Annotated in this window: 12 protein-coding genes and 1 pseudogene; 8 read left to right on the top strand and 5 right to left on the bottom strand. The window is 73.7% G+C overall.

The window, feature by feature from the left end; genetic code table 11:
- Positions 1-96 precede the first annotated feature (96 nt).
- Positions 97-2,529, top strand: a complete 2,433-nt coding sequence (locus tag ACZ6D7_RS20545; protein ID WP_469492277.1) for a right-handed parallel beta-helix repeat-containing protein — start codon at positions 97-99, stop codon at positions 2,527-2,529.
- On the opposite strand, the gene ACZ6D7_RS20540 is transcribed toward ACZ6D7_RS20545, so the two are convergent.
- A complete protein-coding gene (locus ACZ6D7_RS20540; RefSeq protein ID WP_469493023.1) occupies positions 2,526-5,039 on the bottom strand; it encodes a hypothetical protein in 2,514 nt (837 codons plus the stop codon). The two genes, ACZ6D7_RS20545 and ACZ6D7_RS20540, sit on opposite strands and share 4 nt — an antisense overlap.
- Before the next feature lie 138 nt (positions 5,040-5,177).
- Between ACZ6D7_RS20540 and ACZ6D7_RS20535 the strand changes: the two genes are divergently transcribed.
- Both ACZ6D7_RS20535 and ACZ6D7_RS20530 read left to right on the top strand, forming a co-directional pair.
- A complete protein-coding gene (locus ACZ6D7_RS20535; RefSeq protein WP_469492275.1) occupies positions 5,178-6,008 on the top strand; it encodes a DeoR/GlpR family DNA-binding transcription regulator in 831 nt (276 codons plus the stop codon).
- A gap of 56 nt (positions 6,009-6,064) precedes the next feature.
- The gene (locus ACZ6D7_RS20530) at positions 6,065-6,541 is read left to right on the top strand and encodes an SRPBCC family protein (protein WP_469492273.1); all 477 of its coding nucleotides are present in this window, start codon (positions 6,065-6,067) and stop codon (positions 6,539-6,541) included.
- Between the two features lie 438 nt (positions 6,542-6,979).
- On the opposite strand, the gene cds1 is transcribed toward ACZ6D7_RS20530, so the two are convergent.
- Positions 6,980-8,104 carry an L-cysteine desulfhydrase Cds1 gene (gene cds1, locus ACZ6D7_RS20525; RefSeq protein ID WP_469492271.1) on the bottom strand — a complete coding sequence of 375 codons (1,125 nt, stop codon included), beginning with the start codon at positions 8,102-8,104 and terminating at the stop codon, positions 6,980-6,982.
- Between the two features lie 377 nt (positions 8,105-8,481).
- Here cds1 and ACZ6D7_RS20520 point away from each other — a divergent pair, with 377 nt between their 5' ends.
- Together ACZ6D7_RS20520 and ACZ6D7_RS20515 are read left to right on the top strand one after the other, a co-directional pair.
- Positions 8,482-8,805 carry a hypothetical protein gene (locus ACZ6D7_RS20520; protein WP_469492269.1) on the top strand — a complete coding sequence of 108 codons (324 nt, stop codon included), beginning with the start codon at positions 8,482-8,484 and terminating at the stop codon, positions 8,803-8,805.
- Between the two features lie 199 nt (positions 8,806-9,004).
- Positions 9,005-9,541: an ATP-binding protein gene (locus tag ACZ6D7_RS20515; protein WP_469492267.1), complete on the top strand. Its 537-nt coding sequence runs from the start codon at positions 9,005-9,007 to the stop codon at positions 9,539-9,541.
- Positions 9,542-9,649: 108 nt separating this feature from the next.
- Here the strand turns inward: ACZ6D7_RS20515 and ACZ6D7_RS20510 are convergent, their stop codons facing one another.
- From ACZ6D7_RS20510 to ACZ6D7_RS20500, 3 genes are read right to left on the bottom strand one after another with little or no spacing between them, the layout of a single operon-like run.
- On the bottom strand, positions 9,650-12,211 hold the full coding sequence (locus ACZ6D7_RS20510) for an ABC transporter permease (protein WP_469492265.1): 2,562 nt from the start codon (positions 12,209-12,211) through the stop codon (positions 9,650-9,652).
- Complete coding sequence (locus ACZ6D7_RS20505) at positions 12,208-12,999, bottom strand: ABC transporter ATP-binding protein (protein WP_469492263.1); 792 nt, start codon at positions 12,997-12,999, stop codon at positions 12,208-12,210. Before ACZ6D7_RS20505 ends, ACZ6D7_RS20510 begins: the two co-directional genes overlap by 4 nt.
- On the bottom strand, positions 12,996-13,295 hold the full coding sequence (locus tag ACZ6D7_RS20500) for an SHOCT domain-containing protein (RefSeq protein WP_469492261.1): 300 nt from the start codon (positions 13,293-13,295) through the stop codon (positions 12,996-12,998). The genes ACZ6D7_RS20505 and ACZ6D7_RS20500 overlap by 4 nt, the downstream gene beginning before the upstream one ends.
- Positions 13,296-13,481: 186 nt before the next feature.
- Between ACZ6D7_RS20500 and ACZ6D7_RS20495 the strand changes: the two genes are divergently transcribed.
- The 3 genes and pseudogenes from ACZ6D7_RS20495 to ACZ6D7_RS20485 all read left to right on the top strand — a co-directional run.
- Positions 13,482-14,057 carry a TetR/AcrR family transcriptional regulator gene (locus ACZ6D7_RS20495; protein ID WP_469492259.1) on the top strand — a complete coding sequence of 192 codons (576 nt, stop codon included), beginning with the start codon at positions 13,482-13,484 and terminating at the stop codon, positions 14,055-14,057.
- A 10-nt stretch (positions 14,058-14,067) separates the two neighbouring features.
- Positions 14,068-14,652, top strand: coding sequence for a DUF4865 family protein (locus ACZ6D7_RS20490; RefSeq protein WP_469492256.1), 585 nt, complete (start codon positions 14,068-14,070; stop codon positions 14,650-14,652).
- Positions 14,653-14,816: 164 nt separating this feature from the next.
- Positions 14,817-14,984 (top strand): annotated as a pseudogene (locus ACZ6D7_RS20485) (DUF1272 domain-containing protein); the annotation flags it as partial.
- Positions 14,985-15,086 lie beyond the last annotated feature (102 nt).

Here is a 15,086-nt window from a genome sequence, read left to right as displayed (position 1 = left end):
CTCTGGTCAACCCAGCGCCCATCCGCACGCTACGGTGGTCCGGCCGCATGATTGGGCATCAACCCGCGTACGACGAGGTGGGGGCACAGCAACGCCATGGCACAGGGCACGGTCCAGGTGACGCACACCGGTACATCGAGGTGGCGGCGCCGTACGGGTGAGTACGCGTCGCTCGCCGCCGCCCTGGAGGCCGCGGCCGAGGGTGACGTCCTCACCATCTCTCCCGGCACCTACCGGGAGAACCTCGTCGTGCAGCGGTCGGTGACCCTGCGCGGACCCGAGGGCTCCCCCGGTTCGGTGCGGATCGCGCCCGTGGACGGCGTGCCGCTGACCGTGCGCGCCTCGGCGGTGGTGCAGGACCTGCACGTGGAGGGCCAGGACGCGGCGGCGCCCGCGGTGCTGGTCGAGGAGGGCACGCCGGAGCTGCTCGACCTACGGATCGTCACCCGCTCGGCGGCCGGCATCGAGGTGCGTGGCAGCGCGCGGCCGACGGTCCGGCGGTGCACCGTGGACAACCCGGCGGGCATCGGCATCGCCGTGGCCGACGGGGCCGGCGGGGTCTTCGAGGAGTGCGAGGTCGTCGCGGCCGGGCAGGCGGGCGTGTCGGTGAGTGGGGGCGCGCGCCCCCGGCTCGAGCGTTGCCGGGTGCACCACACCTCCGGCCCCGGTCTGAGCGCCACCGGTGACCACTCCGCGCTGGAGGCCGTGGGGTGCGAGATCTACGAGGTGCGGGGCAGCGGGGTGCAGATCACCGCCCGGGCCAACGCGCACCTCACGGACTGCGAGGTGCACCGCACCACGGCCGACGGAGTCACGCTCGACACGGACGCCGTGCTCACGCTGGCCGACTGTCGGATCCACGACATCCCGGAGAACGCGGTCGATCTGCGCTCCCGCTCCGTCCTGACGCTGACCCGCACGACGGTGCGTCAGTTCGGGCGCAACGGCCTGTCGGTGTGGGACCCGGGCACACGGGTGGACGCCAACCAGTGCGAGATCTTCGACAGCACCGGCGACTACCCGGCCGTCTGGGTCAGTGACGGCGCGACCGCCGTCCTCGACTCCTGCCGGGTGCACGACGTGCCCGACGCGCTGTTCGTCCTCGACCGGGGCTCGCGCGCGGACGTGGTCGACAGCGATCTGTCCCAGGTGCGCAACACGGCCGTGTCGGTGAGCGACGGCGCGACCGCCCAGCTCGACGACTGCCGGATCCGGGACGCCGCGACGGGCGCGTGGTTCCGTGACCACGGCAGCGGCGGAACGCTCAACAACTGCACGGTGGACGGCACGCAGACCGGTGTGATCGTCACCAAGGGCGCCGACCCCACCGTCGAGCGCTGCACGGTCGACTCCCCCGCCGAGGCCGGCTTCTACGTGTCGGCGGGCGGCCGGGGCTCCTTCCTGAACTGCCGGGTGACCAACAGCGGCGGCTACGGCTTCCACGTGATAGACGGCTGCCGGACGACCCTGCGCAGATGCCGTACGGAGCGCTGCTCGCGTGGGGGTTACGAGTTCGCGGAGGGCGCGGACGCGACGCCCGGTGCGGGGCCCGTGGTCGAGGACTGCACGAGCGACGAGAGCATCGGGGTGCGGTCGGCGCGGGAGACGGCCGTGCAGAGCAGCCTGCCGTCGGCAGGGCTGCTGGGCGCGCTGCCCGAGCAGCGGCCGACCGGGCCGGAGCTGGCCACCGGCGGCGCCGGCGATCCGGAGGGGTCGGTGCGCAGTTCGAAGGACGTGCTCGGTGAACTCGACGCGCTGGTGGGCCTGGAGAGCGTCAAGCGCGAGGTGCGGGCGCTGACCGACATGATCGAGGTCGGCCGGCGCCGGCAGCAGGCGGGCCTGAAGGCTGCCTCGGTCAAGCGGCATCTGGTCTTCACCGGCTCCCCGGGCACCGGCAAGACGACGGTCGCCCGTCTCTACGGCGAGATCCTCGCCTCGCTGGGCGTGCTGGAGAAGGGGCATCTCGTCGAGGTGTCCCGGGTCGACCTGGTCGGCGAGCACATCGGCTCCACGGCGATCCGCACCCAGGAGGCGTTCCAGCGGGCGCACGGCGGTGTGCTGTTCATCGACGAGGCGTACGCGCTCTCGCCGGAGGACGCGGGGCGGGACTTCGGCAAGGAGGCCATCGACACGCTCGTGAAGCTGATGGAGGACCAGCGGGACGCGGTGGTCGTGATCGTCGCGGGCTACACGGCCGAGATGGAGCGCTTCCTCTCGGTCAACCCCGGTGTGGCCTCCCGTTTCTCCCGGACCATCACCTTCGGAGACTACGGCCCCGAGGAGCTGCTGCGGATCGTGGAGCAGCAGGCCGAGGAGCACGAGTACCGGCTGGCGCCGGGCACCACCGAGGCCCTGCTGAAGTACTTCACCGAGTTCCCCAAGGGCCCCGCGTTCGGCAACGGCCGTACCGCGCGTCAGACCTTCGAGGCGATGGTGGAACGCCACGCTGGCCGCGTCGCCCAGGTCGCGGACCCCAGCACGGACGATCTGACCCTGCTGTACCCGGAGGATCTGCCCGAGCTGCCCTAGTGTCCTGAGTCGATGTCGGACCCGCCCCGGCCCTCCCGGACCGTGCGCGGTGCCGGGAGTTCCGGGTGCAGGCGGGCCAGCAGGCGTTCCCGTTCCCGCGCGAAGGCCGGATCCGCCTGGTAGTCGGAGTGGCCCAGGACGGGCCCGGGCAGGGGGTGGATCTCCGTGCGGCCGTAGGCCAGAGGGTCGGCGAGCGGCGGATGGTCGACCTCGGGGCCGCCGTCGTCGCCGGTGACCCGTACCGGGCCGCCGATGGGGTCGGTGAGCCGGTACAGGTTGCGCCAGCAGTCGACGTCCCGGTGCAGGGCGACGAGCGCGGCGGGTCCGAAGTGGGCGGGGAACCAACGGCCGTAGAGGCGCTCGATCGGGGAGCCGTAGGTGAGCAGGGCGACGCGTCCGCGGTCGGACGGTTTCAGCTGCCAGGAGGCGGCGGCCGCGAGGACGCTGCCCTGCGAGTGGCCGGAGATCACCAGACGTCCGCCGGTGGCGCGGGTCCAGGTGGCCATGCGCCAGGTGAGGTCGGGGACCGCGCGCTCGGCGTAGCAGGGCGGGGCGAAGGGGTGGGCGGCGCGCGGCCAGAACGTGCCGACGTCCCAGAGGATCCCGATGGTGCGCCGGGCGCCGGCGTCCTTATAGGCGCGCCGGCCCCAGGTGACGAACAGTATGAATCCGAGGCCGATCAGCCAGGAGCCGAGCGCCTGTCCGGTCTGGGCGGCGCCCGCGACGAATGCCGGAGCCTCCTGTGCGGCCCGGACCGGAGTCTTCCCCGTGCCGAAGGCGCCGACGAGCGCGCCCGCGCCGAGCAGCAGGGTCGCGGCGGAGGTGATGCCGACGACGAGGGGGCCGCGGTCGGTGAGCGTGGCCATGGCGCGGGCCCGGGCGATACGGCGGGTGCGGGCCGGGTCGCCGGGGTCGGCGTCGTACTCCGCGGTCACGGCCGCGCGCTCGGCCCGGGTCAGCCGGACGGTGCGCCGGCCGAGCAGACCGCACAGGACCAGCAGGACGACGAGCAGCACGGGGATCACCGACGCCTGCCAGGTCAGCAGCACCGGCGGCCCGTCGAGGAAGGTCCCGGTCCCGTCCAGCCAGTCCGAAACCCGCTGGGACACACCGCCGGACATCACACCTCCGAGGGCGCACGCCAGCATCGCGACCGCGGGCCCGCCGAGCCCTCGCAGAGCGGAACGCCCGGCACGGTCCCGTGTTCCGCCGTCTCCCCGCGCACCCCGGTGCAGCACGTGCGCGACGGCCGCGAGGACGAGCACCACCACCCCCTGGGCGAGGGCGATCGTGCCGAAGGTCGTGTCTCCCGGAAGGCGTCCCCGCGACTGCCAGCCCGGACGGGCCCATCCGGCGTACACCAGGGTGAGGACGAGGAGGACGAGGGCGGTCAGGGGGAGCCGGCGTACCAGGTGGGCGTCCGGACGGCGGTCCAGGCGCCGCTCGCTGCGGCCACGGCGGCAGACCACCCAGATCACCGCGAGTGCGCCGCAGGCCAGGGCCACCTCCAGGGACCGGCCGAGCACGTCGAGCAGGGCGGGGCCGCCCGGCCGGCGGTCCTCGCGCGCCGCGGCCGTCCCGACCGCCGCGGCCACCGTCAGCAGGCCCGCCGCGGTGTGCGCCGCCCGCAGCCGGGCGACCAGTCGGCGGCCGTACCAGAAGCCGGGCCGGCTCAGCGCGGTGCGGCCGGGGCCGTTCTCGGGTTCGGGCGCCCGGTCGAGGGGCTCCTGGGACTCGTACGCCCGCCAGGTGCGGTGGGACAGGTACCACAGGAGGCCGGTCAGCGCGGTCGGAACCAGGGCGGCGAGGGCGAGGCGGCGGCCGGGCGGGCTCCACCAGCCGTTCTCCGACACCGCCGGTGACAGGAAGCCCAGCCAGGAGTGCCGCTCGGCGCACGCGCGCGTGCCCGCGCACTGCCAGGCCGTGAGGTCGAGGGCCACCTCGCAGGCCGCGGCGACCAGCAGCACCGTCAGGCTCAGCCCGGCCAGCCGCACGAGCAGCCCGTAGAGGCGGACCGCGCGGGTGCCCTCCCGGGCCGCCGGGCGCATCCAGTGGGCCAGGTTGACCACCATGAACGGCAGCAGCAACAGCCACAGCGCCCGGGTGCCGTTCCCCGAGGTGAGGTTGGACCAGACGTAGGCCTCGGGGACGGGGCGGTCACCGTGACCGGCCGCGCCGACCGCGCCGTCCGCGTCGGCGTCGTCGACGCGCCGGTAGACGGCCGCCGTGTCGTCGCCGGTGATCCGCACCGTACGCGGATCGTTCAGCATCTTCTCGGGCGTGGCCCCGCCCACGCCGTGGACCAGCAGTTCCAGGGCCGCTCCGCCCCGAGAGGAACGTTCCACTGTTCGCACTTCCCCCGTGACACGCCGTCGACATGTGTCCGTGCGGGCACAAGGATCTCCGCTGCGGGGGCGGCTTACACCTCTCGTCACCGAATCTCCCCCTGACCGTGTGACAGGAGGTGACCGAACCGTGGGACGGGAGCCGATCACGCCGTGGAATGGCATGCACGCGTCGGGGTGGTGGCGCTGCTCGGGCGCCCGCATGCGAGGATGGGACGCCCGCGCACTGTGGCCAGGGAGAATATCCTCGGCGCAGCAGGTGGGCGAGCCTGTCGGACGTGTGAGGAAAGGACCGGAGCGTACGTGAGCGAGAATCAGAACCTCCTCGCGGAGCAGCGCCGCGCCCTGATCCTGGACGAGGTTCGGCGCCGTGGCGGCGTCCGTGTCAACGAGCTGACCCGCAAGCTCGGCGTGTCGGACATGACGGTGCGCCGCGACCTCGACGCGCTGGCCCGTCAGGGCGTTCTGGAGAAGGTGCACGGGGGCGCGGTGCCGGTCGTGGAGGCCAGCACCCACGAGCCCGGCTTCGAGGCGAAGTCCGGCCTGGAGCTGACCGCCAAGGAGGACATCGCGCGGGCCGCCGCCGCGCTGGTCGCGCCGGGCAGCGCGATCGCCCTGTCGGGCGGTACGACGACGTACGCGCTGGCGCACCAGCTGGTGGACGTGCCGGATCTGACCGTGGTGACCAACTCGGTGCGGGTGGCGGACGTCTTCCATGTCGCGCAGCGCACCTCGGGCCCGCGTCAGGGCGCGGCCACGGTGGTGCTGACCGGTGGTGTGCGCACCCCGTCCGACTCGCTGGTCGGGCCGGTCGCCGACCAGGCGATCAAGGCGCTCCACTTCGACCTGCTGTTCCTCGGCGTGCACGGGATATCCGCCGAGGCGGGCCTGTCTACGCCGAACCTCGCGGAGGCCGAGACCAACCGCCGGCTCGTGCAGTCGGCGCGCCGGGTCGTGGTGGTCGCGGACCACACCAAGTGGGGTGTGGTGGGCCTCAGTTCGTTCGCCGAGCTGGAGCAGGTTGACACGCTGGTGACGGACGCGGGGCTGCCGGCCGCGGCACGCGCGGAGATCGCCGAGCATCTGCGTCAGCTGGTCGTGGCGGGCGAGCCCGATGAGGGTGCAGACATCTGACGGACCGGCGGTTAGGGTGGCGCACCCGTTTTCCTCGCCACGAGGAGGTTGCGCGCATGGCTCGTCGACTGCGCCCCGAAGGGCTCGACTTCGTCGGAACCGCTCCCGTACGGCTGGTCTTCGCCCGTGAGGTCGCCGCCTCCCCGGAGCGGGTGTTCCGGGCGCTCGCGCAGGACGTGCCCGGCTGGGCCGAGTGGTTCCCGGCGGTGACCTCGGCCCAGCCGCTGGACGGCGGGGCGGCACGGGACGTACGGCTGTGGGGCGGCACGCGCTTCCGTGAGACGGTGCTCGCGGCCGAGGAGCCCGAGGTGTACGCCTATCGCGTGGACGTCACGAACGCTCCGGCGATCCGGGCCCTGGTGGAGGAGTGGCGGCTCGCCCCGGCCGGGGCCGGGACCCGGGTGCAGTGGACGTTCGCGGCGGACGGCCCCGCCGCGTTCCGGACCGGGCTGCGGCTGGCCAGACCCGGCCTGGGCCGCTCCTTCCGGGGCGCGGTGACAGCCCTGGACCGGCGGCTCACGACGGGGGCGTAGCGCTGCTGGGCCTGGACCGGCGGCTCACCGCGGCGCCGTGGCGCCCGGGGCCAGGATCTGCGGCACACCACAACGGCATCACGCTGAGGCCGGACCGGCGGATCACCACGACGCCGAAGCGCTGAGGCCCGATCGGCGGCACACCACAGCATCGTCACACTGAGGCCGGACCGACGGCACACCACGACGCCATGGCGCCGAGGCTGGACCGACGAACCACCGCAACCCCGCAGCACAGAGACCGGAACCGGCGCCACACCACAGCGTCGTCACGCTGGCGCCGGACCAGCGGCGCACCGCGGCGCCGAAGGCTGAGGCCGGGCCGACGGATCACGACGGCGCCGTAGCGATGAGGCCTGACCGGCGGATCACACCGGCGCCGTAGCGCGGACGCCGCTCCGGCGGCTGATCACGGCCGCGCCCGGAGCGGCGTAGCCCTCACTCCGGCCACACGCCCGTGTCCAGCAGGGACTCGATCTCCGCCGTGTACGGGGCGATGTCCAGGCCCTGTTGGGCCAGCCAAGCGTCGGAGTAGTACTTGTCGAGGTAGCGGTCCCCGGGGTCGCACAGCAGGGTGACCACGCTGCCGTGGCGCCCGTCCGCGACCATCTCGGCGACGATCTTGAGCGCGCTCCACAGCCCGGTGCCGGTCGAGCCGCCCGCCTTGCGGCCGATGGCCCGTTCCAGCGCGCGTACGGCGGCGACCGAGGCCGCGTCGGGGACCTTCATCATCCGGTCGACGGCGCCGGGCACGAAGCTGGGCTCCATGCGGGGCCGGCCGATGCCCTCGATCCGGGAGGCGCAGTCGCAGGTGACGTCCGGATCGCCGGTGGTCCAGCCCTCGAAGAAGCAGGAGTTCTCGGGGTCGGCGACGCAGATGCGGGTGTCGCGCTGCGTGTAGTGGACATAGCGGGCGAGGGTCGCCGAGGTGCCGCCGGTGCCGGCCGTGGCGACGATCCACGCGGGCTCCGGAAACCGCTCCAACTCCAGCTGGCGGAAGATGGACTCGGCGATGTTGTTGTTGCCGCGCCAGTCCGTCGCCCGTTCGGCGTAGGTGAACTGGTCCATGTAGTGGCCGCCGGTCTCCGCCGCGAGGCGGGCGGACTCCTCGTACATCGTGCGGGAGTCGTCGACGAAGTGGCAGCGTCCGCCGTGGAACTCGATGAGGCGGATCTTCTCGGCGCTCGTCGTGCGCGGCATGACGGCGATGAAGGGCACCCCGATCAGCTTGGCGAAGTACGCCTCGGAGACGGCCGTGGAACCGCTGGACGCCTCTATCACCGGGCGACCCGGCCGGATCCAGCCGTTGCAGAGGCCGTAGAGGAAGAGAGAACGGGCCAGGCGGTGCTTGAGGCTGCCGGTCGGGTGGGTCGACTCGTCCTTGAGGTACAGGTCGATGCCCCACCGGTCCGGGAGCGGGAAGCGCAGCAGATGGGTGTCGGCCGAGCGGTTGGCGTCGGCCTGGACCTTGCGGACGGCTTCCTTCAGCCAGTCGCGGTAGGCGCCGTCGCTATGGTCGACGTCGAGGGTGGCGCCGGTCCGGGTCTGCTGAGGGGTGGTCACAGCGGGGCTCCTTCGCACTTCGCGCAAACGGCGTGTCGCGCGGCCGACACACCGATCATATGCACCTCCCGCACCACTTCTCACCTGCATAAACACACCTTTGAGGGCCTCAAAGGCGACGCTGGGGAGCGAGTGCGGGCGGCCAGGGGGGCGCATTCGCGCGAATGCTCCCCCGGCCCCAGGTCGGCGCGCCATGCGTACTGGTGCTCGACGCCCGGCGCGGGCAGACTGCACCGCGCGGGGCCGAAACTCCCGGACCGGGCGAAAGACCCCGGGCGGGACGCGGAGCCCGGACGGGGGCGCACACTGGATCACGGACACGGTTCCGATCGGCTCGGACCGATCGGCTCGGTACGACCGCAAGGGGGCGGGGAGGCATGGCGGAGCCGGAGTTCACGGCGACGGGCGTGCGGATCGGGAAGCGGCTGCGCTCGCTCACCCGGGCCGGGCAGGTGCGGATCAACGACGGCAGGCTGGAGCTGCTCACCAGTTACGGCAGCGAGATCGACAGCGCGCCGGTGCAGGCGGTCCGCGCCTCCAGGCCCTGGTTCGCGCCGGAGGACCGGGCACTGGCCGACCTGAACGGCAACCGGTACCTGCTGACCCTCGGCGACCACGACCCGGCCCCCGGTGAGCCCGGGCCGCCCGCGGCACGCCGGTTCATCGAGGCCGTACGCAAGGCCGCCGGCCGTCGTCACTGACTGTCGCGCGAGGATGCCGCGCGAGTTGCGCCGTGGCACCCCCTGAGTCACGCTGTTCTCACGTCACTCTGGGTTTACCGGCGATAACGCTGCGAACCAGCCCGCCGGCCACGACAGCAGGCGGCCGCCTTGCGCAGCAGCTCTGCTCGATCGATCCGAACTCCGTGTTCTTCCGGACCTCAGTCGGGGAGTCGCAGCCGTGATCAGCAACCCAAGCAGGCACTGCACGGTGGAGCTCCAAGCCCTGCCGTCGCGGATCGGCCAGGTCCGCAGAATCGTATCGGCGCAGTTGCGCTACTGGCATCTGGATCCGTTGATAGACCGGGCCGCGCTCGGTGTGACGGAGCTGTTGACGAACGTCCACCGGCACGCCGAGCCCGACAAGATGTGCGTCGTGGAGATGGAGCTGCTGCTCGACCGGCTCACCGTCTCCGTCCGGGACCACGATCCGCGGCTTCCGGTGGTGGGGGCCGTCGACGAGGAGACGCTGGCCACCTGCGGGCGTGGGCTCGCCATGGTGGCCGCGGTGAGCGAGAGCTGGGGCGCGCGGCCGGACGGCGAGTCCGGCAAGGTCGTCTGGTTCACGCTGCCGGCGGCGGTCTCCCCGCCGGAGCGGGTGGCGCGTCCGCCTCGCCGTACGCCCAGGGAACAGGCCGCGCCGCGGTTCGCGGAGGTCGTCTCCGTGGACGCGCACCGGCCCGCGCATGCTCCCGCCCGGTCGGCCGTCGTCGGCTGACCGGGCGGTGACCCGCCCTCCGGATGTCCTCCGGATGCGCGCCGGATGTGCTCCGGATGTGCGCCGGATGTGCACCGGCTGCCCTTCCGGGTGACTTCCGGGTGCGGGTCACTCCGTGGCGATGGCCCGCAGGACGTCCAGTCGGGCGGCCCGGCGGGCCGGGCGCAGGCCCGCGAGGGCGCCGGCGGCGAGGCCCACCAGGGCCACCACGGCGAGCTGGACGGGCGGCACCGCGAAGGCGAAGGAGCTGTCGCTCGCCCCGTCGGAGGCGCGGACCAGGACCCAGCCGAGGAAGGCGCCGAGGGCCAGGCCGCCCGCCGTGCCGAACGCGGCGACCAGGACCGACTCCCAGCGGACCATGGCCCGCAGCTGGGACCGGGTCTGGCCGACGGCCCGCAGCAGGCCCAGTTCGCGGGTGCGCTCGTGGATCGCCAGCGTCAGGGTGTTGGCGATGCCCAGCAGCGCGATGAGGACCGCGAGGGCGAGCAGGGCGTAGACGAGGGTGAGCATCATGTCGATGCCGCCCGCCGAGGAGCGCGCGTACTCGTCGCGGGTCTGGACCTCGGGGTTGCCGTACCGCTCGGCCACCTGCTCGACCGCCGCCCGGCCGGCGCTCGTGGTCACTCCGTCCGCGAAGGAGACGGCGACGAGGGTGTCGGCGTCCTGGGTGCGGTGCGGGGCCCAGGCGGCGCGGGTGACGACGTAGTCGCCGACGAGTTCGGAGCGGTCGTAGACCGCGCGGACGGTGAAGGTCCGCCGCTCGCCGTCGGTGAAGGTGAGCCGGGCCGGGTCGCCGAGCCGCAGTCCCTGCCGGTCGGCCTCCTGCCGGGTGAGGGCGAGACCGTCGGTGCCGAGGTCGCGGAGGGAACCCCGCACGCGGCCGAGATCGAAGGTGTGTTCCAGCGCCACCGGGTCGGTGACGGTCAGCGCCCGGCCCTCGCCGTCCACCTCGGCGACGCCGCGGCCGAGTCCGACGGCGGTGTCGACCTCGGGCAGGGCGGCGATCGCGGGGGCCAGCTTCGGGCTGAGGCCGCTGCCGCCCGCGCCGAAGGACGGGGTGCTGACGGCCACGTCGCCCGCGAAGGACCGGGACACGGTCTGGTCCATGGTGGCCTTGAGCGAGGCCCCGAACACGGTGAACAGGGCGACCACGGCGACGCCGATCATCAGCGCGCTCGCGGTGGCGGCGGTCCGCCTGGGGCTGCGCAGGGCGTTGCGCCGGGCGAGCCCGCCGGTGACGCCCCGCAGCCGGTCGAGGGGACCGCCGAGGACGCGGACGGCCGTGCTGGAGGCGACCGGGCCGAGGACGACGAAGGCGACCAGGGCCAGGACGGCGCCGAGGCCGGCCAGCCAGACGGACGGGGAGACCAGGACGCCGGTGAGGGTCACCGCGACGGCGAGGGCGGCCAGGCCGGCTCCGGTGACCGCGCGCGGGCGGGAGGCGCCGGAGGTGTCGACGGCGGTCTCGCGCAGCGCGGCCAGCGGGGCGGTGCGTCCGGCGCGTACGGCGGGCAGGAGCGCGGAGCCGAGGCAGACCAGGACACCGACCGCGAGCGGCAGGGCGAGTGAGAGCGCGCTGATCACCAGGTCCCCCTCGGGGAAGGGGAATCCGATGGCCGGGAACAGGGCCTGGAGGCAGGCCGCGATACCGATGCCGCCCGCGAGTCCGGCCGCGGAGGCGGTCACGGCGACCGCGCTCGCCTCGACGAGGGTCGAGGCGGTCACCTGGCGGCGGGCGGCGCCGAGGGCGCGCAACAGGGCGTTCTCGCGGGCGCGCTGGGCGACGACGATCGCGAAAGTGTTGTGGATGGAGAAGGTCGCGACCAGCAGGGCGACTCCGGAGAACACCAGCAGGAAGGTGGTGAAGATCGTCAGGAACTGAGAGGCGATCATGTCGGTGTTCTCCCGCGCCGCCTCCTGTCCGGTGATGGCCTCGACGCCCGCGGGCAGCACGGGAGTGAGCCGTTCCACCAGCTGCGACTGGCTCACGCCGGGGTCGGCGCGCACCACGATGCTCGCGGCCCGGCCGGGCCGGGCGGTGAGGTGGTTCTCGGCGTCGGCGCGGGTCATGCCGGTGAAGGTCACCTGGGCCATGCCGTCCTCGCCGCCGAAGGTCGCGAGGCCGACGATCGTCACGCGCACCGGGTCGGGCGTCCGCAGGGTGGTGGTGTCGCCGATGGCGAGGCCGCCCTTGTCGGCGGCGCCGCGGTTGACGACGACCTCGCCGGACCGGGCGGGGGCGCGGCCCTCGGCGAGGCGGTACGGGTTGAGCTTCGGGTCGGTGATCCAGTTGCCGGCCAGGGTGGGCGGGCCCTGGCCGCCGATCGGCTTCCCGTCGCGGCCGACGAGCCGGCCGGCGCCCTGGATGTCGGGGGCGGCGGCCGCCACACCGGGGACCGCCTCGACGTCCGCGACCAGGGAGGTGCGCACGGGCGCGCGTACGCCCTGGCTCTCGCCGGGGGTGGTGATGGCGTCGGCGCCGCGCACGACCGCGTCCGTGCCGGCGGTCGCACTGCCGAACATCGAGTCGAAGCTCGTGCGCAGGGTGTCGCCCATGACGAGCGTGCCGGCCAGGAAGGCCACGCCGAGGAAGACGGCGAGGAAGGTCCCGGCGAAGCGGCGCCGGTGGGCGCGCAGCGAGGCCAGGCTGAGGCGGACGGCGGCACTCATGACGGCACCTCGGAGGCTTTCGAGGGAACCGCGGAGGCTTTCGACGGCACCTCGAAGGCTTTCATGCGGTCCAGGACGCGGTCGGCGGTCGGCGACTCCATCCGGTCGACGAGCCGTCCGTCGGCGAGGAAGACGACCTCGTCGGCGTGGGCGGCGGCCACCGGGTCGTGGGTGACCATGACGACCGTGCGGCCGGTCTCGCGCACGGTCCGGGCGAGGAGTCCGAGCACCTCTCGCCCGGAGCGGGAGTCGAGGTTGCCGGTGGGCTCGTCGGCGAAGACCACGTCGGGGCGGCCGGCGAACGCGCGGGCCACGGCGACGCGCTGCTGCTGGCCGCCGGAGAGTTCCGCGGGCCGGTGGCGCAGCCGGTCGCGCAGTCCGACGACGTCGACCAGGGCGTCGATCCACTCGGCCTCGCCCCGGTCGCCGGCGAGGTCCAGCGGCAGCCGGATGTTCTCCTCGACGGTGAGCGTCGGCACCAGGTTGTACGCCTGGAAGACGAAGCCGACCCGGTCGCGGCGCAGCAGTGTCAGACGGCGGTCGTCGAGGGCGCCCAGCTCGGTGTCGCCGATGTGGGCGGTGCCCGAGGTGAGCGCGTCCAGCCCGGCCGCGCAGTGCATCAGGGTGGACTTGCCGGAGCCCGACGGGCCCATGATCGCGGTGAGGCGTCCGGCCGGGAAGGCCACGCTCACCCCGTCCAGGGCCCGTACGGCGGTGTCGCCGACGCCGTACACCTTCACGGCGTCGACGACCCGGGCGGCCGTCCGGGTGGCGGTCGCGCTGGTCATGCCGCACCGCCCTTGCCCTCGAACCGGTCGTACCGGCCGAACTGCTCGTCCAGGACGGACAGCCGGCGCCAGTACTCGTCCTCGTCGATCTCGCCGGAGGCGAAGCGCCGGCCGAGGACGGCGAGGGGCGAGTCGCCGGTGGGGCGCGGGTCCGCCGCGTTCCACGGGCCGCGGCGGCCGCGCCACACCGTGCGGCGCAGGAGCGTGACGGCGCCGACGACGACGGCCGCCCAGATCAGCGGGAGGAACAGGATCCACGGGCCGGGTCCGCCGTCCCAGTTCGCCAGGGTGTTCATCTCGGGTCATCTCCTCGGTGAGGCGGTGAGGTGTTCCGTTGTGCCTCGACCGTCCCGCGCGGAGGGGGTCCGGGTCGTCCTACGGCCAGCGGCAGTGCGGGTACCTCCCGGGGAGTAGACGGGCCCGCTCGGCCTGCTCCCGGCCACCCCTCGACCTCTGTAACTACTAGTATGTACAGTGAGATCATGACGACGTCCGAGCGACTGATCGAGTCCACCCGGGAGCTGCTCTGGGAGCGCGGGTACGTGGGCACCAGCCCCAGGGCGATCCTGGAACGCGCCGGTGCCGGGCAGGGCAGCATGTACCACCACTTCAAGGGCAAGCCCGATCTCGCGCTGGCCGCGATCCGGCGGACCGCCGAGGAGATGCGCGCCGCCGCCGAGGGAGTACTGCACGGCCCGGGCACGCCGTACGAGCGCATCGAGGCGTATCTGACACGTGAACGCGATGTGCTGCGCGGCTGCCCGATCGGGCGGCTGACGATGGATCCGGACGTCGTCGCGAGCGCGGAGCTGCGCGAGCCGGTCGACGAGACCATCGACTGGATCCGGGAGCAGCTCGCCGGGATCGTCGAAGAGGGCAAGGAGCAGGGGCAGTTCCGGCCCGAGCTGGACGGCGAGGCGATCGCCGCGACCGTCGTCGCGACCGTGCAGGGCGGCTATGTCCTGGCCCGCGCCTCCGGCTCACCGGCCGACTTCGACGCGGGCGTCCGCGGGCTGCTGGCCCTGCTCGCTCCCCGTTCCGCCGCGTACCTGTCCTAGGAGGCCTCGGATGCACGCCATGCAGTACGAGCTGACGCTGCCCGCCGACTACGACATGGGCGTCGTCCACGCGCGTGTGGCCCGCGTCGGGCATCTGCTCGACGGCTGGGAGGGGCTCGGGATCAAGGCGTACCTGGTGCGCGAGCGCGGGATGCACGGCTCGCCGGTGAACCAGTACGCGCCGTTCTACCTCTGGAACACCGTGGAGGGCATGAACGCGTTCCTGTGGGGAGGCCCCTTGCAGGGGCTGAGCGACGACTTCGGGCGCCCGGTGGCCCGGCAGTGGACCGGGCTGGCGTACGAGGAGGGCGTGGCCGCGACGTCGCCCGCGCCGTTCGCCGTACGGCGGCGCGTGCCGGTGCCGGACGGGGCGGTGCTCGCGGACGTCGCGCGGGACGCCGTGGCGGAGGCCGGGCGGCTGGCGCGGGAGGACGGGGCGGTGCTCGCGGCGGCGGCCGTGGACACGAGCCGCTGGGAGACCGTGCACTTCTCGCTGTGGGAACACGGCACACCGAAGGCCGACGGCGACCTGTTCCGGGTGCTGCACCTGTCGGCACCGGGGCGGGGCACCCTGCCCGGGGGCCGGCAGTGGTGACGGCCGTGCGAACCGGGCTCGGGTGACGGCTGTGCGGGGCTGAGATCCGGCCCGGGCGTGGCCCGATCATGTCGGGTTCTGTCCCGGCCCGGCACTGCCGTGCGCGCGAGGCGCGCCGAGGATGGGAGTCGTCAGGTCACCCCGCGAACGAGGAGCTGGACGAGATGGCCCTGGAGATGCGCGACCGCTGCGAGCGTTGTACGACGGCCGCCCTGCCGCCCGAGGCACCGGCCCTGATCTGCTCCTACGAGTGCACCTTCTGCGTGCCCTGCGGTGCGCAGCTGCGGGACGTCTGCCCCAACTGCGGGGGTGAGCTGGTGGCCAGGCCGCGGGGGGGGGGGGGGGGGGGGGGGGGGGGGGGGGGGGGGGGGGGGGGGGGGGGGGGGGGGGGGGGGGGGGGGGGCGTCATGCATGGGGGGGTGGGGTTGGTGGGT

The organism is Streptomyces sp. NPDC041784 (genome assembly GCF_055591025.1).
This window is presented reverse-complemented; position numbering and strand designations above follow the sequence as displayed.

What these genes read in the sequence shown, in the direction of transcription:
- ACZ6D7_RS20520 (WP_469492269.1), top strand. Translation starts at nt 8,482, where the DNA reads ATGGCGGAGCCGGAGTTCACGGCGACGGGCGTGCGGATCGGGAAGCGG.
- ACZ6D7_RS20545 (WP_469492277.1), top strand. Translation starts at nt 97, where the DNA reads ATGGCACAGGGCACGGTCCAGGTGACGCACACCGGTACATCGAGGTGG.
- ACZ6D7_RS20495 (WP_469492259.1), top strand. Translation starts at nt 13,482, where the DNA reads ATGACGACGTCCGAGCGACTGATCGAGTCCACCCGGGAGCTGCTCTGG.
- ACZ6D7_RS20490 (WP_469492256.1), top strand. Translation starts at nt 14,068, where the DNA reads ATGCACGCCATGCAGTACGAGCTGACGCTGCCCGCCGACTACGACATG.
- ACZ6D7_RS20505 (WP_469492263.1), bottom strand. Translation starts at nt 12,999, where the DNA reads ATGACCAGCGCGACCGCCACCCGGACGGCCGCCCGGGTCGTCGACGCC.
- ACZ6D7_RS20510 (WP_469492265.1), bottom strand. Translation starts at nt 12,211, where the DNA reads ATGAGTGCCGCCGTCCGCCTCAGCCTGGCCTCGCTGCGCGCCCACCGG.
- ACZ6D7_RS20540 (WP_469493023.1), bottom strand. Translation starts at nt 5,039, where the DNA reads ATGCCATTCCACGGCGTGATCGGCTCCCGTCCCACGGTTCGGTCACCT.
- ACZ6D7_RS20500 (WP_469492261.1), bottom strand. Translation starts at nt 13,295, where the DNA reads ATGAACACCCTGGCGAACTGGGACGGCGGACCCGGCCCGTGGATCCTG.
- ACZ6D7_RS20530 (WP_469492273.1), top strand. Translation starts at nt 6,065, where the DNA reads ATGGCTCGTCGACTGCGCCCCGAAGGGCTCGACTTCGTCGGAACCGCT.